This window comes from Mesorhizobium sp. WSM4989 (genome assembly GCF_029625795.1).
Taxonomy (GTDB): Bacteria; Pseudomonadota; Alphaproteobacteria; order Rhizobiales; family Rhizobiaceae; genus Mesorhizobium.
Genome location: NZ_JARTVN010000001.1, coordinates 315,223 through 334,054, shown reverse-complemented (window position 1 = coordinate 334,054; position 18,832 = coordinate 315,223). Strand labels below are relative to the sequence as shown.

The 18,832-nt window shown below is 65.7% G+C and carries 20 protein-coding genes and 1 pseudogene; 11 read left to right on the top strand and 10 right to left on the bottom strand.

The annotated features are described in order from the left end of the window. Positions 1 to 13: 13 nt before the first annotated feature. From P9217_RS01720 to P9217_RS01710, 3 genes are all read right to left on the bottom strand, one after another. A complete protein-coding gene (locus P9217_RS01720; RefSeq protein ID WP_278086770.1) occupies positions 14 to 1,294 on the bottom strand; it encodes an FAD-binding oxidoreductase in 1,281 nt (426 codons plus the stop codon). 49 nt (positions 1,295 to 1,343) lie between these two features. After that, the gene (locus P9217_RS01715) at positions 1,344 to 2,171 is read right to left on the bottom strand and encodes a transporter substrate-binding domain-containing protein (RefSeq protein WP_278086771.1); all 828 of its coding nucleotides are present in this window, start codon (positions 2,169 to 2,171) and stop codon (positions 1,344 to 1,346) included. Between the two features lie 147 nt (positions 2,172 to 2,318). Next, a complete protein-coding gene (locus P9217_RS01710) occupies positions 2,319 to 3,212 on the bottom strand; it encodes a LysR family transcriptional regulator (RefSeq protein WP_067321853.1) in 894 nt (297 codons plus the stop codon). A gap of 148 nt (positions 3,213 to 3,360) precedes the next feature. Between P9217_RS01710 and P9217_RS01705 the strand changes: the two are divergent. From P9217_RS01705 to P9217_RS01685, 5 genes and pseudogenes are all read left to right on the top strand, one after another. Further along, a pseudogene (locus P9217_RS01705) lies at positions 3,361 to 4,552 on the top strand (MFS transporter). Next, positions 4,549 to 5,019: a cyclophilin-like fold protein gene (locus tag P9217_RS01700; RefSeq protein WP_127241650.1), complete on the top strand. Its 471-nt coding sequence runs from the start codon at positions 4,549 to 4,551 to the stop codon at positions 5,017 to 5,019. Before P9217_RS01705 ends, P9217_RS01700 begins: the two are co-directional and overlap by 4 nt. Positions 5,020 to 5,038: 19 nt before the next feature. After that, the gene (locus P9217_RS01695; RefSeq protein WP_278086772.1) at positions 5,039 to 5,434 is read left to right on the top strand and encodes a cupin domain-containing protein; all 396 of its coding nucleotides are present in this window, start codon (positions 5,039 to 5,041) and stop codon (positions 5,432 to 5,434) included. A gap of 28 nt (positions 5,435 to 5,462) precedes the next feature. Beyond that, positions 5,463 to 6,479 (top strand): zinc-dependent alcohol dehydrogenase family protein, encoded by a 1,017-nt coding sequence (locus P9217_RS01690; RefSeq protein ID WP_278086773.1) that lies wholly within the window; start codon positions 5,463 to 5,465, stop codon positions 6,477 to 6,479. 9 nt (positions 6,480 to 6,488) lie between these two features. Further along, positions 6,489 to 7,685 carry an arabinose transporter gene (locus P9217_RS01685; protein ID WP_278086774.1) on the top strand — a complete coding sequence of 399 codons (1,197 nt, stop codon included), beginning with the start codon at positions 6,489 to 6,491 and terminating at the stop codon, positions 7,683 to 7,685. Positions 7,686 to 7,746: 61 nt separating this feature from the next. Here the strand turns inward: P9217_RS01685 and P9217_RS01680 are convergent, their stop codons facing one another. Beyond that, a complete protein-coding gene (locus tag P9217_RS01680; protein WP_278086775.1) occupies positions 7,747 to 8,271 on the bottom strand; it encodes a hypothetical protein in 525 nt (174 codons plus the stop codon). 220 nt (positions 8,272 to 8,491) lie between these two features. On the opposite strand from P9217_RS01680, the gene P9217_RS01675 reads away from it, so the two are divergent. After that, positions 8,492 to 9,094, top strand: a complete 603-nt coding sequence (locus P9217_RS01675) for a cupin (protein ID WP_278086776.1) — start codon at positions 8,492 to 8,494, stop codon at positions 9,092 to 9,094. Between the two features lie 96 nt (positions 9,095 to 9,190). Here the strand turns inward: P9217_RS01675 and P9217_RS01670 are convergent, their stop codons facing one another. Next, a complete protein-coding gene (locus P9217_RS01670; RefSeq protein ID WP_278086777.1) occupies positions 9,191 to 9,550 on the bottom strand; it encodes a hypothetical protein in 360 nt (119 codons plus the stop codon). Between the two features lie 149 nt (positions 9,551 to 9,699). Here P9217_RS01670 and P9217_RS01665 point away from each other — a divergent pair, with 149 nt between their 5' ends. Next, complete coding sequence (locus P9217_RS01665) at positions 9,700 to 9,990, top strand: DUF982 domain-containing protein (protein WP_095783366.1); 291 nt, start codon at positions 9,700 to 9,702, stop codon at positions 9,988 to 9,990. An 18-nt stretch (positions 9,991 to 10,008) separates the two neighbouring features. Here the strand turns inward: P9217_RS01665 and P9217_RS01660 are convergent, their stop codons facing one another. The 4 genes from P9217_RS01660 to P9217_RS01645 form a co-directional block, all read right to left on the bottom strand. Beyond that, the gene (locus P9217_RS01660; protein ID WP_278086778.1) at positions 10,009 to 10,578 is read right to left on the bottom strand and encodes a DNA-3-methyladenine glycosylase; all 570 of its coding nucleotides are present in this window, start codon (positions 10,576 to 10,578) and stop codon (positions 10,009 to 10,011) included. Further along, complete coding sequence (locus P9217_RS01655; RefSeq protein ID WP_278086779.1) at positions 10,568 to 10,933, bottom strand: hypothetical protein; 366 nt, start codon at positions 10,931 to 10,933, stop codon at positions 10,568 to 10,570. The genes P9217_RS01660 and P9217_RS01655 overlap by 11 nt, the downstream gene beginning before the upstream one ends. Further along, complete coding sequence (locus tag P9217_RS01650) at positions 10,884 to 11,246, bottom strand: VanZ family protein (protein ID WP_067321824.1); 363 nt, start codon at positions 11,244 to 11,246, stop codon at positions 10,884 to 10,886. Before P9217_RS01650 ends, P9217_RS01655 begins: the two co-directional genes overlap by 50 nt. Positions 11,247 to 11,436: 190 nt before the next feature. Beyond that, positions 11,437 to 12,585: an amidohydrolase gene (locus P9217_RS01645; protein ID WP_278086780.1), complete on the bottom strand. Its 1,149-nt coding sequence runs from the start codon at positions 12,583 to 12,585 to the stop codon at positions 11,437 to 11,439. Between the two features lie 194 nt (positions 12,586 to 12,779). Here P9217_RS01645 and P9217_RS01640 point away from each other — a divergent pair, with 194 nt between their 5' ends. After that, positions 12,780 to 13,685: an alpha/beta hydrolase fold domain-containing protein gene (locus P9217_RS01640; protein WP_278086781.1), complete on the top strand. Its 906-nt coding sequence runs from the start codon at positions 12,780 to 12,782 to the stop codon at positions 13,683 to 13,685. 177 nt (positions 13,686 to 13,862) lie between these two features. Here P9217_RS01640 and P9217_RS01635 read toward each other — a convergent pair whose 3' ends face one another. Further along, positions 13,863 to 14,579 carry a class I SAM-dependent methyltransferase gene (locus tag P9217_RS01635; RefSeq protein WP_278086782.1) on the bottom strand — a complete coding sequence of 239 codons (717 nt, stop codon included), beginning with the start codon at positions 14,577 to 14,579 and terminating at the stop codon, positions 13,863 to 13,865. Positions 14,580 to 14,754: 175 nt separating this feature from the next. Here P9217_RS01635 and P9217_RS01630 point away from each other — a divergent pair, with 175 nt between their 5' ends. The 3 genes from P9217_RS01630 (at position 14,755) to P9217_RS01620 (ending at position 18,830) form a co-directional block, all read left to right on the top strand. Next, positions 14,755 to 16,245, top strand: coding sequence for a winged helix-turn-helix domain-containing protein (locus P9217_RS01630; protein ID WP_278086783.1), 1,491 nt, complete (start codon positions 14,755 to 14,757; stop codon positions 16,243 to 16,245). An 88-nt stretch (positions 16,246 to 16,333) separates the two neighbouring features. Then, a complete protein-coding gene (locus tag P9217_RS01625) occupies positions 16,334 to 17,653 on the top strand; it encodes an aspartate aminotransferase family protein (protein ID WP_278086784.1) in 1,320 nt (439 codons plus the stop codon). A gap of 25 nt (positions 17,654 to 17,678) precedes the next feature. Continuing rightward, a complete protein-coding gene (locus P9217_RS01620; RefSeq protein ID WP_278086785.1) occupies positions 17,679 to 18,830 on the top strand; it encodes an FAD-binding oxidoreductase in 1,152 nt (383 codons plus the stop codon). Positions 18,831 to 18,832: the final 2 nt, after the last annotated feature.

The window sequence follows — 18,832 nt, the reverse complement described above, 5'->3', positions numbered from 1 at the left end:
GATCTCCCTGTGGTCAGCGGGGGCGTTCGCGCCACCAATCCTGCGCCTGTAGCTTCCAATAGGTGAGTTGCGCCGCGGCAAGCCCGACCGGCCCGCCCGCCCAGGTCAGTCCGAACCGTTCGAACAGCCGGTAACGGTCCGACTGGCCGAGTATCGCCTCGGCCACCACCTTGCCGGCCATGGCGGTGGTGTTGATGCCATGGCCGCCAAACGCCGTGAGATACCAGACGCCTGGCTGCAGCTGTCCGATCTGGGGCATCAGGTGCCGGGCGTAGGCCATCAGCCCCGACCAGGCGAGTTCGGTCTTGAGCGCAGCGAGCTGAGGATAGGTTCCGACCATCTCCCGGCGCAATTCCCTGGCCAGCGCCGCCGGCGAAGCGGCCCGCGTGGTGATGCGCCCACCCCAGAGCAGCCGCCGCCCGTCTTCCACGACGCGGTAGTAGTCGCCGGCGCGGCGGCTATCGCCTATGCCGTCGGTCGTCGCGATGGCGCTGGCGATGAGCTCCGGGGCCTCCTCGCTCAGCATCACATAGGTCGCAATCGGCAACATGGCCCGCCTCAACTGGCCGAGCAGCCGTCCTGTGTAGCCGCCGGTGGCGAACACCGCCTGCCGCGCGCGTACTTCGCCGTTTGCTGTGCGCATGGTCTTTTGCGGGCCGTCGAGTCTCGCCTCGACGGCGCTCGACGCCTCGTGGACCCTGCCGCCCAGCCGCTCGATCTCCTCGGCGACGGAGCGCAGATAGTTGAGCGGATGCATGTGGAAGGCGTTGGGGTCGCGCAGGCCCTGATAGTAGCGCTCGGACTGCAGCACCGCGCGCACCTGGTCACGCTCGAGATATTCGAGCGGATAGTCGAAATCCCGCGCCAGCCGTTCGGCGTGGGCCTTCAGTTCGGCGCCGCCGTCATGGCGAAGCACGCCGATAATTCCGGGGCGAGGCTTTGCCGCCTTGATGTCGAGATCCTTGATCGTCTGCCGCACGAATTCGACGCCTTCGATCGACAATCGGTGCAGCTTCTGTGCCGCCGCGGTGCCGGCCATCGCGGCGATATTGTCGCTGCCGGTGGCGAAGCCGGGGCTGACGAAGCCGCCGTTGCGGCCCGAGGCCCCGAAGCCGACGCGCTCGGCTTCGAGCAGGACGACCTCGCGCCCGGCGCGCGCCAGCTGCAGCGCCGTCGTCAGACCGGCCAGTCCGCCGCCGACAATGACCGTGTCGCATTCGGCCAGACCGGCCAAAGGTGGTCTGACCTTCTCGTCGGCAAGCGTGCGGCGATAGTAAGTATCGGGATAGGTCATGATGAATCGCATGAGAGCGGGCGGCCTTCAAAGCCGCCCGCGACGAACGTCATTCGGCGCTGTAGTTCTTGCCGTACCATTTGGTGGTCAGCGTGGCGAGTGTGCCGTCTTTTTTCATCTGGTCGATGATGCCGCCGATCTTGGTGGTCCACTCGGCGTCACCCTTGTCCGCGATCACCACCAGCGGCTCGCGGAAGGCGTAGTCGCCCTCGAGGATGCGCAGCGGATACCCGTTCTTGATGGCGTTCTGGGCGGTCTGCTCGGGCGCGATGACTGCGTCGAGCCGCACGCCGTCCCCAAGTCTCAAATCGTCGAATGGCAGCATGGAATCGGCAAAGGTCCGGATCTCGCCCGGTTGCAGCTTATATTCGACTGGCGGAAGGCCCGGAGCGTCGATCTCCAGCTGACGGCGGATGAAATCTTCCGAAGTGGTGGCGGTTTCGACACCGATCACCTTGCCGTTCAGGTCGTTCACGGACTTCGCCTTGCTGTCCTTGTGGACCACATAAACATAAGGGCTGTAATAATAGATGCCGGCGAAATCGATCACCTTGGCCCGGGCCTTGGTCGGCGTCACCGAGCCGACGCCGAGGTCGTAGCGGCCCTGCCAGTGGCCGCCGGTCATTGTGGCCCAGTCGGGCGTCTCGAAGCTGACCTCCACGCCCAGACGCTTGGCGATCGCTTTCGAGACGTCGATATCAAAACCCACCAACTGGTTGCTTTCGTCGAGAAAGCTCTGCGGCGGCCAGCCGCTGTTGGTCGCGACCACCATGGCCTTCTTGGATGTGACGCGATCCAGGGTTTCTCCCGCTCGCGCTGCCGACACGAATGCGAGCGCGCCGGCAGCCAGCGCGAAACAAGCGATCAATCTCCTCACGAAACCTCCCTCTCGTATGTAAGATGTCTGACAACACAATTGTCCGGAAGGGGCAGGGCGAGTCAAGCATCTTTTGTCGGGCATTGCCGAGTTCAGCCTGCAATGAGCGTCCACTGCTCGGCGCTCTTGCCGCCCCCGGCCCCAGGCTCAACTCCGATGCCGAAGCGCCTCGACGACGACTGCCATCGCCGGAGAAAGTTGCCGCCGGCTCGGATAATAGAGGTGATAGCCCGGAAAGGGCAGGCTCCAATCGTCGAGCACGAGCGTCAGCCGCCCCTCCGCGATGTGGCGGCTGACGAGGTTTTCCGGGACATAAGCGATGCCGTAGCCGCTTAGCGCCGCATCGATCATCGGCAGGGTCGAGTTGAAGGTCAGCTGGCCATCGACCCGGACCCGAAGCTCGCGGCCCTTCTTCTCGAACTCCCAGGCATAGAGCCCGCCAAACGTCGCCTGCCGCAGGCCGATGCAGTCATGCCCGACCAGATCCTGCGGTGTCCTCGGGACTGGGCGGCGGGAAAAATAATCCGGCGAGGCGATGGCCACCAGCCGCCAGTCGGGGCCGATCCGCACCGCGATCATGTCCCGGTCGACGCTCTCGCCAAGCCGCACGCCGGCGTCGAAGCGCTCCTCCACGATGTTGCGCATGCCGTTGTCGCTGTAGAGCTCGACGCGCAAGTCGGGATAGTCGCACAGCATCGGCTCGAGCTTCGGCCAGACCGTCGTCTCCAGCGCATGGTCGGACAGCGTGATGCGTACCGTGCCAGCGGGCTTGTCCCGGAAGGCGACCAGACCCGCGAGATCGGCCTCGATCTCCTCGAAGCGTGGGGCGAGCGACTGGTAAAGCCGCTCGCCGGCTTCCGTCGGCGCCACGCTTCGCGTCGTGCGCGTAAGCAGGCGAACGCCGAGGCGGGCTTCCAGCTGCTTGATGGTGTGGCTGAGCGTCGACTGTGACGTGCCGAGTTCCGCCGCTGCCCTGGTGAAGCTGCGCTCCCGGGCGACAGCCAGGAACCACAGCAAATCTTTCATGTCGCCGCGCTGCATGGAGAACCTCCTGGTCGATTTATATCACAGGTCGATAAGTCCATACGGATTATCTGCTCTAATCGAATTGGTTGCACTGCAATATCTTCCGGGCAGGTCGCGGCGGCCGTGGCCGATTCCGGCGCCCCGCTTGCAAGGATGCCCCCGAATGGAAACCACTTACGACACAAGGCTTGTCGAAGACCGCGCCATGCGGGGCGCGGTGCTCTCGATGGCGCTTTGCGTTTCGGTGCTCATCGCCTCGGAGTTCATGCCGGTCAGCCTGCTGTCGCCGATCGCGACCGATCTCGGTATCACCGAGGGTCGGGCGGGCCAGGCGATCTCGATTTCGGGCATTTTCGCTGTCGTGACCAGCCTGCTGGTCGCCGGCCTGACGCGCCGCATCGATCGCAGGCTGGTAGTCACCGGCTTCACTGTGCTTCTCATCGCGTCCGGGCTTGCCGTCACCTTCGCCTCCAACTACGCGTTCCTGATGGCCGGCCGCGCGCTGCTCGGCATGGCGATCGGCGGCTTCTGGTCGATGTCGACCGCGATCGTCATGCGCCTCGTCCCCGAGGAGCAGGTCCCTAAGGGCCTCGCCATGCTGAACGCCGGCAACGCCGTCGCGGCCACCATTGCCGCGCCGCTGGGCAGCCTGCTTGGGGCCTATGCCGGTTGGCGCGGCGCGTTCTTCCTGGTCGTGCCGCTCGGGTTCCTGGCGCTCGTCTGGCAGTGGCTCAGCCTGCCGCCGCTCCCGCCGCGCCGGCGAAAGCGGCCGGGCAACAGCCTAGCTCTTCTCGGCCGTCCTCCGGTCGCCATCGGCATGGCATCGGTCATGATGCTGTTCATGGGCCAGTTCGCGCTCTTCACCTATCTGCGTCCCTTCCTCGAAAGGGTCACCCAGGTCGACGTCGCGACGCTTTCGGCGATCCTGCTGGTCATGGGGCTCGCGGGCGTCGGCGGCACCTGGTGCATCGGCCGGCTGCTGCGCGCGCGTCTGTTCAGCATCCTGATCGTCATTCCGCTGGTCATGGCCGTGCTTGCGCTCGCGCTCATCGCCCTCGGCGCAATACCCCTTCCCACGGCCCTGCTGCTTTTCGTCTGGGGTTTCTTCGGCACGGCCGCGCCCGTCGGCTGGGGCACCTGGCTCAGCCGCACGCTGCCTGAAGACGCGGAGGCCGGCGGCGGGTTGAAGGTGGCCGTCATCCAGCTTGCCATTACCGGCGGCGCTGCGATCGGCGGCACGCTTTTCGACAACGGTCGGCTGGTGGGGAGCCTTTGCCTTCGGCGCGGCGCTGCTTTGCGGAGCGGCGCTCGCCGCGTTCGCCGCATCGCGCATGGGCGGGAGGGCCGTGCCATGACGACCGGCCATCCCAAGCTCAGTCGCCGCGCATTGCTCGGCGCCGCGCTCGCATCAACGCTCCTGCCGCGGCGCGCCCGCAGCCAGCAGGGCAGGGGCCCGGCCAGCCAGGAACCCGCCGACATGAAGATCAGAATGACATTCGATGGCCGAACCATGACGGCCACGCTCTACGACAATCCTTCGGCACGCGATTTCTTTTCCATGCTGCCGCTCGATCTCACGATCGACGACTACGCGCGTAACGAGAAGATCGCCTATCTGCCGCGCAAGCTGACCGAAGAGGGCAGCGGCCCGTTCGGCAACGAGCAGCCCTATGACCTCTGCTACTTCGTGTCCTGGGGCAATCTGGCGATGTTCTACGCCGACTACCGCCATCCCGGGCTGATCAGGCTCGGCCGCTTCGACGGGGGCGAAGAGGCCCTGCACATACGCGGCGAGTTCCCGCTGCGCATCGAACGCATGTGAGAACGCAAAGGAGATCACCATGGACATTCTTCGCGCTGGCACGAGGCCGTCCGGCAAGGGGCCGTCCGACTGGTTCACCGGCACGGTCCGGATCGATCCGCTCTTCAATCCCTTCGATGCCGCGCGGGTGCAGGGCGCGCAGGTCACCTTCGAGCCCGGCGCCCGCACCGCCTGGCATACGCATCCACTGGGGCAGACGCTGATCGTTGTCTCCGGCCGTGGCCGCGTGCAGCGCGAGGGCGGGCCGCTCGAGGAGATCCGCCCCGGCGACGTCGTCTGGTTCGCGCCCGGCGAGAAGCATTGGCACGGCACGTCGCCCGAGACGGCCATGACCCACATTGCCCTCCAGGAGGTCAAGGACGGCAAGGTCGTGGACTGGCTGGAACATGTCAGCGACGCCGACTACGGCGCCTGATCACCGATCGAACGAAAAGGAAAGCAAAATGCTCGCAACTGTTCTTCATAAGCCCGGCGATATCCGCTGCGAGGAAATCGAGGACCCGAAGATCCTTCGCCCGACGGACGCCATCATCAAGCTCTCGGCGAGCTGCATCTGCGGCTCGGACCTGTGGCCGTATCGCGGGCTGCAGCCGATCGATCGCCCGATGCATATGGGCCACGAATATTGCGGCATCGTCGTCGAGGTCGGCGCGGAGGTGCGCAACGTGCGCCCCGGCCAGTTCGTCGTCGGCTCCTTCTGCCTCTCCGACAACACCTGCCCGCATTGCCGCTTCGGCTTCCAGTCTTCCTGCGTGCAACGCGAGTTCATGTCGGGCGCGCAGGCGCCTTATGCCCGCGTGCCGCTGGCCGACGGCACCCTGGTGGCGACTTCCGAGGTTCCGCCGGCCGACCTGGTGCCTGACCTGTTGGCCGTCTCGGATGTGCTCGGCACCGGCTGGTATGCGGCGGATGCGGCCGAGGTGCGCCAAGGATCGACGGTTGTCGTCGTCGGCGACGGCGCCGTCGGCCTGATGGGCGTGCTCGCGGCGAGCGAGATGGGCGCGCAGCGCATCATCGCCATGAGCCGGCACGAGAGCCGCCAGAAACTCGCGCGCGAATTCGGCGCGACCGACATCGTGGCCGAGCGCGGCGAGGAAGGCATCGCCCGCATCAAGGAACTGACCGCGGGCGTCGGCGCGGACTCGGTGCTGGAATGCGTCGGTACGGCCGAATCCTTCGACCAGGCGCTGGCCTGCTCGCGCCCCGGCGGCACCATCGGCTATGTCGGCGTGCCGCATGGCGTGAGCTTCGACGGCCAGAAACTGTTCTTCGGCCAGAAGCGCATGCTGGGCGGCCCGGCGCCGGTGCGCCGCTTCCTGCCCGACCTGATGGAGCGCGTGCTCAAGGGCAGGATCAAGCCCGGCAAGGTTTTCGACCTCAAGCTGCCGCTGACCAAGGTCGCCGAAGGCTACCGCGCCATGGACGAGCGGCGCGCGATCAAGGTCATGCTCGAGGTCTAGGCGCCGGCGATGGTCGCGACGGGCACTGCAGCCGATGAAAGCCGGACGATGGCGAGATTGGTGCCGATCATGGCGGCGATCTTTGCCGGCTTCCTGCTCATCGGCCTGGCGCTGCCCGTCCTGCCGCTGCATCTGCATGACAGGCTCGGCTTCGGCCCGTTCGCCGTCGGGCTGGTGACGGGCAGCCAGTTCGTCGCCTCGCTGCTGTCGCGCATTGGTGCCGGAAACTATGCTGATCTGCGTGGCGGCAAGCGCGCCGTCGTGGTCGGCCTTGTCGCCGCCGCGCTGGCCGGGCTTATCTATCTCGGCTCGCTGGCCTTGCTCGCTCAGCCGACCGCGTCCGCGACGGTGCTCTTCGCCGGCAGGGCGGTGCTGGGCGCCGCCGAGAGCTTCATCATCACCGGCGGCGTCGCCTGGGGCCTGGCGCTTGCCGGCGGACAGAACTCCGGCAAGGTCATCGCCTGGATCGGCATGGCAATGTTCGCGGCGCTGGCGCTCGGCGCGCCGATCGGGTCCGCGCTCCATGAAGCCGGGGGCTTCGCCGCGATCGCTCTCGCCACAATGGTCCTGCCCCTTGCAACACTGCTCGCCACTCTACCGATGCGCGGCGTCAAGGCCGCCGGCAGCGCCGCGCGGCAGTCCTGGACGAGCGTCGCGCAAGCGGTCTGGCTTCCGGGCGTCGGAGCAGCCCTCAGCAGCCTCGGCTATGGCGCGATCCTGTCCTTCGCAGCACTGCTCTTTGCCGAGCGCGGCTGGCATCCGGTGTGGCTTCCCTTCACCGCCTATGCGGCATCGCTGATCGCGGCAAGGCTGTGCTTCGGCCACCTGCCGGACAGGCTCGGCGGCGCCCGCGTCGCCGCCATCTTCGTGGTGGTCGAGGCGGCGGGCCTTCTATCGATCTGGCTGGCACCGGGGCCGCTCGTCGCGGCCATCGGAGCGGGCCTGACCGGGCTCGGCTACTCGCTGGTCTATCCGGGCCTCGGCGCCGAGGCGGTCGCCCATCTCCCCGGGGGCAGCCGCGGCCTTGCCATGGGGCTCTACACCGTCTTTCTCGACGTGGCGCTCGGCTTCGGCAGCCCGGCGCTCGGCCTGATCGCCGCGTCCGCCGGGCTGCGGTTCGTCTTCCTCGCCGCCGCCGCGACGACACTTCCGGCTTTGGCCATCGCGCTCTTGCTTCGCCGCAGGTCAGCCCGGGCAAGGATGTAACGGAAAGCGCGCCGCCGCTAAGCCGTCTCTGCAGGTCGTCAGATCGGCTCTTCGGTCAGCCTCAGTGCCGGGGCACTTCGGCCCACAACCGGGCGGCAAAGCCGCGCTTGTCGAGCACCCAGGTCTCGCCGGTCACCACCGCCTTGCCGTCCAGACATTTGTAGGAATAGAGCGCGTCGTGACCGGTCGCGAAGGCTGGCACGACGTCGGCATTCGGGTTGGTCCTGCAGAATCCGTCCGCGCCGGGATTGTCGCGCGCGGCGTTCATTTTCGCGCAGGGCAGGTTTGCCCCGACGAAGCAGGCCAGCACCTTGCCGTTCATGCAGCGGTAGTTGGCCTGCGCCTGCAGTTCCGATTCCGCCGGCGCGCCCTTGGCGTCCGGAAAGAGCTTCCTGAACGCCTTGACCGTGCCGCCGTAGAGCTCGTGCGAGTAGGCGCGGATCGTATCGTCGTTCTTCACCTGGCGGCACAGTCGATGGAGATTTTGGCCCTTCGCCGCGCTGCCTGAAGCGAGGACCGGGAAGGCGGATGCCGCAAGCAGCACCGAAGCGAAAACGCCGATGGTCGAAAGGCAAAATGCACGCATTTTGAACTCCTCGGGAAGGGCGCGCGGCCATTGGGGGCGTGAGGCATGGGATGCCGGCAACCTCCCGCAGCTTGACCGCTGCGATGCCGGGAAGCAATGGGGGTCGCTCGTGCCGCGAGCGGGCGTCGCCAACCTCTGGAACCAAGGCTGTCCCCACGGGTTGAGTTCGGTCGGCCGAGATCGCAAGGCGTTGCAAGCGGCACTTATGGAGTACCCGGCTTTGAGCATTGTCGAGAGCATCAAGAAAGCAGCCGAGAAGCTGACCGGGATCGCAAGACCGGGCACGTCCAGGCTCGCGGATCTGGTTAGGCAGAGGAAAGCCAATGCCTTCCGCTTCAAGGACGACGGCCTTGTTCCGAACCATCCGTCGTGGCCGCTGATCGTTTACCGCGGCGCCGTGACGTTGCCGGACGATCTCGATCCGGCAGCCGTCTTCGAGGAGCTATTCAAGGCGAATGGCTGGAGCGACAGCTGGCGCAACGGCATCTACGACTATGTCCACTACCACTCGCGCATCCATGAGGTGCTGGGCATTGCGCGCGGCACGGCCAAGGTGCGCTTCGGCGGCGACAAGGGCCGCGCGCTCACGGTCAAGGCCGGCGACGTCGCGGTCCTGCCGGCCGGCACCGGTCACCAGCGGCTCTCGGCCTCTGCCGATTTCCTCGTCGTCGGCGCCTATCCGCCCTCCGGCACCTATGACGAATGCACCAAGCCCGAGCAGCACGCGGAAGCGCTACGCATGATCCCGAAGGTGAGCCGGCCGCGCAAGGACCCGGTCTATGGCCGCGACGGACCATTGCTGAAGGCGTGGGGCGAACGCTGAATGCAAGCATCTCGCCATCAAGCGAGGCCATCCCCACCTGCGCCTTCAACAAGAAACAGCGGCCGCCGATTCGAAGTCGCAGCGGCGCGCTTTCGCCTACGGATACTGCGTCTTCTTCGGCGCGTAGGTTGCCGGATCGAAATCCAGCTCCTTGGGCAACGGCTGGCTGGAGCATTGCAGGTGCACCTGGCGGGCAAGAAGCCGTCGCTGTTGCTGCTCATGCTCCTTCACCGCCGCCACCATCCCCATGCTGTACGGGCCGAGCAGCACGCCAAAACCCCAGCCGGGATGCTCCTTTTCGCGCACGTCGTAGTCCGAGGCCGCAATGCGGGCATGCTGGCATTCCGGCGAGGCCCATTTCGGGTCCTGCTGCGACAGCTTCGCTCCGTAGTCGACCGGAGAGGTCACGCATCCAGCCAGCGCCGCGCCGAGCGCGAGGATCATTGCGATTCGCATCCGCAAGCCTTTCCTAATGTGCGGGCGAGAAAACACACACGGAGGCTTCGGGCAAGCATCCGTCGACGGGAACCAAAATCGCTTTCGAGCTGCAACCGGCCTGCGGGACGCGCGTTGTCGAAGCAGCTTACCTCATGGAGCCCACACCAATGCCCGCCAAGCGTTTCTCTCAGCCCGTCGCAATCTTCGTCGGGCTCGGCTTTCCGCGCGAGATAAACACCGTCTTCGAGGCCTATCAGTTTCTCGACGAATGGACGGGCAGCCGCAGCCCGACCTACGCAACGACCCTCGCGCTGTGCCGGGCGGCGGTCGCGGGTGAACAGGATGCCGAAGCCGCACGCGTCGCCTTCGAAGCGTTCGCGAGGTCGCGCGGCATTCTCGCTGCCGAAGCAATGGAACTGGCCGCGGCGCGTGCCGCGCAGGAATGGATGGCGGCGTGATCGATCGCTATCGATCTGTCAAAACTTCCGGCTGACATAAGGCGAACCGCCGAGGCCGAACCGCCACTGCGCCTCCACGCCCTTCGTGATGCCGATCCTGCGTCCGCTCAGGATGGCGGCCGCGTTGGTTTCCGAGGCGGCAAACTCGAAGGGCAGCGCGATGAGCGACAGGCCGTTATGCGAGCCGTCGACACCCATCGCCTGGCAGAGTTTGCCCGGGCCGGAGCAGAGCAACCTGTCATCGTCGGTTCCCCGCCTGTCGCGCATGGCGGCGATGCCGGATTGCGGCTGGATCGCGCGGATCAGCACCGCGCTGCCCGGCAGGCACACCGCGTTCAGGCACCAATGCAAGCCGTAGGAGCGATAGACATAGGCCGTGCCGGGGGCGCCATACATCGGCGCGTTGCGCGGCGTGCGGCCGCGATAGCTGTGCGAGGCCGGATCGTCGGGGCGATAGGCCTCGGTCTCGACAATGATGCCGCCGACGCCGGCGAGGCCGAGCCGCGCGCCGATCAAGGCGCGCGCCACAGTTACGGCTTCGCGCGCGAAGAAATTGTGGTGCTGGTCGGCGTGAGCGCTAGGCGGCATGGCGATTAACGCTCGTCAGGTAAGCCATGATCATCCTGCGGCACTGGTCCATCGCGCGTTCGCCGGCGACGCTGACGGGGTGCCGTTCGATGGCGCGGTGGACCACGTTCTCCAGGAGTGTCTCGATGAGCGCTGCCGCATCGCCCAGATCGAGGTCGGGCGCGATCTCGCGCCGGTGCCGCGCCAGCTGGTTTTTGATGATCCGGTCGCCGACCTCGCGGACCTTTTCCGCGCGATAGCGCCGCGCCAGCGAAGAACCCCAAGCGGGTTCCGCGCGGCTATTGCGTGCGCTGCCGTGCCGGGATTCAAATCCTTGGACCTGCCGAACGATCGACGGCCCTGCTCGCGACGGCAAACACAATCCGCGCCAAGGCAATCCCAATGAGCCCGGCCGCCGCTTTCACGAGCGCATCCTGGAGCCGGGCATGCCGGCCGGGATCGACCGCCTGCAGCAATTCCAATAGGCCGGCCGCGGCGCAGACAAACAGCATTGCGTGCATCAGGCGGGCGCGGAATCCGAAGGCCAAGGCAAGGCCGAACAGGGCATAGGCCAGTGCGCGTTCCATGTTCGCCTCACCGAGATGCGGGCGCATTTGGACGGGTGAGAGGGTGGCAAACGTGATGGCCGCCAGCAGCACGAGCGCGGTAAGACGGGAAATCGAGGTCATTCCCCGCTCATACAAGCGGCAAGCCGGCATAACAATACAGGGCGCTACGCGGCACACGCAAACCGCCGGCGAAAGCTGTCCGGCCGGCCCTGCGCACCGTCTCAGTTCAGCGTTTCATGGAAAAGGTGAACTGCCCTGTCTCTCTGTTCCGACGCAATTCCGGCCGGAATGCGCCTCCTTTCCAGCCCGCTCACCCCAGCAGATTGCGCGCCGCGCGCATGAAGATCTTCGAACCGATCGGGATCAGGTTGTCCGGGAAATCGTAGTCGGGATTGTGCAGCGCCGGGTAGCGCTCGCCGGCGCCGAGGAAGAACATCGCCGACTTGGCGCTATGGCCGAAGATGCCGAAATCCTCCGAGGCGCGCATCGGCAAGGCTTCCTCGCCGCGCGACACGCCTTCCTCGTCCAGCGCGCGCTCGAGATGCTCCACCGCGTCCGGCGCGTTGACGCTGGCCACGAAAATCTCGTGATAGTCGTGGCGGACGGAAAGGCCGTGCTGGGCGGCGATTCTTGCCACCAGCGCTTCCGCCGCTGCAACCAACTCCGCCATGCGCTCGTCGCGGCGGGTGCGCAGGGTCGCCCACACCTCGGCATAGCCGGGCGCGATGCCGAACACCGCTTCGCCCATCGAGCAATGGGTGACGGTGACCATGGCGAAATCGTCGACGGCGAAGGTGCCGCGCCCGAGCGTCGGCAGCTGCGGCATCAGCTCACTGACCGCTAGCATCGGCGAGCTGCCGGTTTCGGGCATGGAGGAATGCGCGGTCTTGCCTTCGAGCACGATCCGCATGCCGCGCGAGGCGCAGTTCACGACGCCGGGTTTGAGCCGCACTTCGCCGAACGGCACGCCCGGCAGATTGTGCAGCGAGAAGGCGAAGTCAGGCTGGATCTCGGAAAAGCGCGGATCGGCAACGACGCCGGCCGCGCCGTTGCCGGTCTCTTCCGCCGGCTGGAACATCAGCACCACGCGGCCGCGCGCCGGCCTCTGGCGCCCGAACTGGCGGCCGAGCGCAGCCAGGATCGCTGTGTGCCCGTCATGGCCGCACATATGCGACTTGCCCGGCACCTGCGAGGCATGCGCGACGCCCGAAAGCTCGTGGATCGGCAGCGCGTCGAGCTCGGAGCGAAACAGCACCGTCGGCCCGGCTTGCCCGCTGTCATAGACCGCCGCCACGCCATGGCCGCCGAGCCCGGTCAGCACCTTGTCGGGCCTGGTATCGGCGAGGAAGTCGACGACCTCCTTCGCCGTATTCTCCTCTTCGTTGGAGATTTCCGGCTGCCGATGCAGCTTGCGCCGCCATTCCGTCAGTTCGACCAGGTCTCGGTTGGTCAGGGTCACGTTCGTCTCCGCGTGGTTTGCAGCTAACACAAACACAATAGGGTTCTGCTCGCGCCGTGCCATGCCGATCAATTCAAATAGTCCATGGGGGAATTCGCTGACGCAGCTTGACACATCCAGCGACTATCCCAACGATTTCCGTTGCCAAAGCTCAAAGCGCTACTAGTCGCGGCGCGCTTGGTCGGGGCGTAGAAATGAGCGGTGCGGGCGAAAACCTCGATCTACAGGAAATCAACGCCATTCGCGCCTTGCTGGCGTCGAAGCCGCGGCCGGTGGGCTGGGATGAACGCCGGGCGCGGCTCGACGAGGTCGGCTCGTCCTGGCCGGTCGCGGCCGATATCCGATGCGAGGCGGTGACCTTCAACGGCCTCGCCTCCGAGTGGTCCTTGGCGCCCGGGTCCGATACCGCCAAGGTGCTGCTCTTCTTCCATGGTGGCGGTTACTGCTCCGGCTCGATCAAAAGCCATCGTCGAATGGTGACCGAGGCCGGCCGGGCAATGAGAATGCGCACGCTTGCGGTCGGCTATCGGCGCGCGCCGGAACATCCCTTTCCCGCGCAGCACGAAGACGCGCTCGCGGCGTGGCGCTTCCTCGCCGAGCAAGGAATCGCGCCGGATCGCATCGTTGTCGGCGGAGACAGTGCCGGCGGCAATCTCAGCCTGTCACTGGTCGGCCGGTTGCGCGCGGCGGGCGAGCGGTTGCCCGGCTGCCTTTGGCTGGTCTCGCCCTGGACGGATCTTTCGATGTCCGGCACGACATTGTCAGCCAAGGACGGGATCGACCCCATCATCCACCGGGCCTATCTGGAGGAATTGGCGGGCGCCTATGTTCCGCATGATGTGGACCGGCGCGATCCGCTGATCTCGCCCTTGTTTGCCGATCTGACCGGATTTCCTCCAATGCTGATCCAGGTCGGTTCCGCCGAGACGCTGCTGTCGGACGCGACGCGGCTCGCCGAGGCCGCCGGCATGGCGGACGTCGAGGCACGCCTCGAAATCTGGCCGCATATGATCCATGCGTGGCCGGTCTGGAATGCGCAATTGAGCGCCGGGCGGCGCGCGCTTCTGAGCGCGGGCAGGTTTGCCCGCGAATTTGTGTAACCACCGGCGGCCAGGCAGGATTGGCATGTTCCCGACCTGACCGCTTTGATGCCGCGCCTGGCAGCTCGATGTCCCGCCCACTCGCGCCCTGCATTTCGACCATTCAGGTAGAGCTTTGGTTCGCGTGTGAGTTCGCCGAGCCCGGCTCGTCGACGCGAAGTTGTCGGCCGCGAGCCGCTAAGCCTTGAAGCTGAACAACCGGAAAAGGTTCGAAGGACTCCTGTAGTGCTCACGCACCTCGCGGAAGCCGGCCCGCCGGCCAAGATTCCGCCAGGAAGACGCCGTCTCAGGGTAATCCATGCTATGCACGTGGGTGGCGAGCAGCAGCCATTCGAGGCTGCTGAGCGCTGAAAAATCTTTGCGCTGCCGTTCCCATCGTCTCATCCAGCCGGCCCGGCTCTCCCACATTTTGCATGTGTTCTCGTAGACCAGAAGCGTCCCGGATGGGCCGACAAGGCGCCGCAGCTGGTGCATGACCTCGAGTTTCTTGTCGAAGCGTAAATGGTGCAAGGACAGGCCGATCCAGGCGAAATCGACAGGCTCCTCCGACGCGGTCAGCCACTCTACGAAATCCCCGCGCCGCAGTTCGGCGGCGCATGACAGACCGGCGACATTGGCGGTTGCCTCATCGAGCGCTGTCCGCGACAGGTCGATGCCGACATAGCGACCGACGGGCAAGCCCTCCAAGGCAGCCGCACTGAACGAGGCGTCTCCGCATGCAAGGTCCAGGAAAGAGAAGCCAGGGCGTTGGTTTTGCAGCAACTGGCGAAGCACCACATAAGCTTCACGGTGAAACAGGTAGTTGTTGTCCAGAACCTTGCGATAGATGCCCCACATTTCTTGGAACAGGGCAGAGGGGGGCACGGCAACTTCGATCTTGGTGGCGGCGGTCATGGGATCGCTCCTCTCGGTCAGGAGCAATCAAGGTGAAATGCGGGCCGCTAAATGTAGCGAACCGAGGTGCTAAAACTTCCGAAAACTTCCAAAAAACGCCTCATTGCATTAGCGTGAGCTGATGGAGGAGCGGCGCTTCAGTTTTGGTCCTTTCTTGCTCGATGCGGGAGCGGGAATGCTTTACCGACGCGGAGTGCCGATTTCGGTAGGCTACCGGGCCATGCTGCTTCTGGAGCGCCTGCTGCGCTCGGCCGGAGTCGTGGTCGGTAAGGACGAACTGCTCGATGCAGCCTGGAACGGACTGGCGGTCGAGGAGGGCAACCTGTCGGTGCAGATCGCCGCCTTGCGCAAGGTCCTGGGCGAGGGACCCGACGCCTCGCATTCGATCCTGTCGGTCGCGCGCGTGGGCTACCGGCTGACCGGCGAGGTGCGGCTTGACGCAAGCGATACGCGAAACGGTGCAGCCGAATCGGACGAAGGGCCGTCCATCGCGGTGACCCGTTTTCGCCTGATCGGCGACGATCCCGAAAAGTCCTATTTTGCCGACGGCCTGTCGGAGGACATCATCACCGGCCTGTCGCGGTTGCGAGGTCTGCATGTGCGTGACCGGAGTTCTTCCTTTGCCTATGACCCGCAGCACATCGAGCTCGATCGCCTGCGCCGCGAGTTGAAAGTCCGCTACGTCCTGCAGGGCAGCGTGCGCCAGTCCGGGCAGGCCCTGAGGATCACGGCGACGCTGAGCGATGCCCGCGCGGGTACGCAGGTGTGGGCGGAACGCTTCGATGTCGAGAGCGGCGATTTCCTGGCGTTGCAAGACCAGATCACCCAAAAGGTCATGGCTTCGATCGAGCCCCAGCTTTACGAAGCCGAGCGTCTGCGCCTCCATAGCCGTCCCGCCGAGAGGCTCGACGCCTGGGGCTTTGTGATGAAGGCCATGCCCCATGTCTGGACGTGGGGATCCGAGAAAGACCTCGACATGGCCGAGGGTCTGCTCGTCAAGGCGCTTGAGATCGATCCCGATTATGCCCGCGCCAACAGCCTTCTTGCCTGGACGACCGGCGCGCGGGCAGCGCTTGGCCTGACGCCGAAACCCCGTGAGCTGTTGGCCTCCGCTTTGACGAGGGCACAAGCGGCGGTCGTGCGCGATCAGGACGATCCCTGGGCGCATCTTTCGGCCGGCTATGTTCACATGGTGTCGCGAAATTTTCGCTCGGCGGTAGACGAATTGCTGGAGGCGATCGAACGCAATCCTGGGCTCTCGCTCGCGCACTGCATTCTGGGTTCCACCTATGGCTATGGCGACATGGCGGAGGATGGCTTGCATCACCTGGCGATTGCCGCGCGGCTCAGCCCGCGGGATTTCATTCAGGCGGCGATCTTTTCCACCATGGGTATCTGCCACTTCACCGCGGGACGGTTCGATGTGGCGGCCGATCTGGAGCGCCGGGCCGTTCAGCTTCGGCCGGCTTTCGGCACCGCTTGGCGGACTTATGCGGCGACGGCTGCCCTTGCCGGCGATGTCGCCACCGCCGCCGCGGCGTTGAAGGAGGCCCTGCGGCTACAGCCGAACCTCTCGGTGGCCTGGGTCGACGAGCACCACCCCATCGTCAGGCCCGAAAAGCGCGCTCTCTACATCAGCGGACTTCGCATGGCGGGGTTGGCCTAGCTTTGGCTTCAATTGGGTCTTGGTGGTCACGTCGCAGGCCCCGCCTGGCCGATTGCGCACTGCGCCAACAAAGCCATACGATCGAACCATGCCGCACTATCCAGACGCAATGCCCCTGTCGAAGACCCTGTTCGAACGTGCCAGGAAGGTGATGCCGGGCGGGAACACGCGCACCACGGTCTTTGTCGATCCGTTTCCGATCTATGCCTCGCGAGGCGAGGGGTGCAGGGTCTGGGATGTGGACGGCAACGTCTATTACGACTGCATCAACAATTTCACCTCGATGATCCATGGCTACACGCAACCGGATGTGGCCGCCGCGGTGATCGACCAGCTGCCGTTCGGCACGGCCTTCGGTGCGCCGACGGTCAGCGAGATCGAGCTTGCCGAGCTGCTGGTCGAGCGCTTGCCCTCGGTCGACCGAATCCGCTTCGCCAACTCCGGGACCGAGGGGGTGATGATGGCCATCAAGGCCGCGCGCGCCTTCACCGGGCGGCCCAAAATCGTCAAGATCGAGGGCGCCTATCACGGCTCATACGACTTCGCCGAAGTCAGCCTCGACAGCACTCCCGCCAATTGGGGAGACAGGCCGAATTCCACGCCCTATGCGAGGGGCACGCCGCGCGGGGTGCTGGACGATGTAATCGCCGTGCCGTTCAACGACAGCGAAGCGCTGGGCGCAGTCTTCGCCGCTGAGCGCGATACCATCGCGGGCGTGCTGATCGATCCCATGCCGAACCGCTCCGGTCTCATTCCTGCGCGGCAGGATTACCTGCACGCCATGGTCGAGATCGCCCATGCGGCGGGTGCGCTGGTCATTTTCGACGAGGTGATTTCGTTCCGCCTCGGCTATTCGGGCGCGCAGGGGCTGTGGGGCATCGGGCCAGACCTGACGGCGCTGGGCAAGATCATCGGCGGAGGCTTTCCCGTGGGTGCCGTCGGCGGCCGGGCCGACATCATGGCGGTGTTCGATCCGACCCAGGGCAAGCCCGCTTTGCCGCATGGCGGCACCTTCACCGCCAATCCGGTGACGATGCGCGCCGGGCTTGCCGCGATGCGGGCGCTGACCAGGGAAAGCTTTGCCCATCTCGATCGCCTCGGCGCGTTGTTGCGCGACGGGATCGCGGCCTCATTGGGCAAGCATGGTCTTGCCGGCCAATGCGTCGGCCTGGGCTCGCTCTTCAAGGTCCATTTCACGCCGCATCCCGTCACGGATTACCGCTCCGTCTATCCCGGCCAGGCCGAACGCAAGAAGCTCGATGCCTTCCACAAGGGCTTGCTTGGCCGCGGCGTCTTGTCGGCCAGCTATGGCCTGTTCGCGCTGTCGACACCGATGACCGAGGCGGACGCCCGCGCCATTCTGCAGGCGATCGACGAGACCCTGGGCGAGATCGCTCGCCAGTCCTGAGACCGGCCGACAGGAGGAACCACCGATGGCAGCTTCTCCTCATGTGGTGGTGATCGGCGCCGGCACGTTGGGTTTGTGCTCGGCCCTCCACCTGGTCGAACAGGGCGCGCGCGTGACCGTGCTTGAAGGCCAGTCGATCGCCTCCGGATCGAGCGGCAGGTCGGTCGGCGTGGTCGGGTCGCAATTTACCGATCCGTTCGAGATCATGCTTCGCGTTCATGCGCTGCGCCGCTTCCGCCAATGGGAGAGCCAGGGGCTTGGCTTCAACCATATCGGCTATCTGCGGCTGGCGCGCACGCAGAAGCAGATGGAACTGTTTGCAAAGTCGGTGGAAATTCAGGAAGAGGCCGGCCTGCGCTCCCGACTCTATCGTGCGAACGAACTCACGGAACTCGTGCCGCATATCAACCCGGGTGGGCTGGAGGGTGGGCTGTTCGGGCCCGACAATGGCTTCCTCGACCCTCACGAGATGTGCACTTTCCTGGCGCAGGCGGTCCGCACCCAGGGCGGCGAAATCCGCCAGTATCGCAAGCTTCTCGGGGTAAGGCGGCGAGCGCGCGGCTACACGCTGGAGACCAGCGGCGATCCGATCGATTGCGATGTCGTGGTCAATGCGGCAGGAGCCTGGGCGCCTCAGGTCGCCGAACTCTTCGGCCAGCGTCTGCACATTTGGCCCGAGCGTCACGAGGCGGTCGTCATCCATCTCGACGAGCCGCTCGGCTACACGATGCCGATGGTCATGGACCTGGTGAACGGCGAAGGCAGCGGCCTCAATTTCCGCCATGAGAAAAGCACCGAACTGATCGCCGAGATCCACAAGGTGGACTCGCTCGCGCCGGAGGATCCCGACAATTACAACGACCAGTGCGACGAACGATCGAAGGTCAGACGGGCGGAGCTTCTCCTCGAGCGGCTGCCGGACCTGCCGGGCGCGCGGCTTGGCCGGGGCTGGGCCGGCCTTTACCCCGTGACCGCCGACCATCGCCCCTTCGTCGGCCCGATCGATGCTTCCGAGCCGACATTGGTGACCGCCGCCGGCGCCGGCGGCTACGGCATTCAGCTGGCCCCGGTGATCGGGCAGATCGCGGCCGACTGGGTTCTTCACGGCGCCCCGGTTTCCGCGCCCGGCACCGAGAGCCTGCTGCCGTCGGCAGCGCGAAACATTGCTCTTAGGTGATT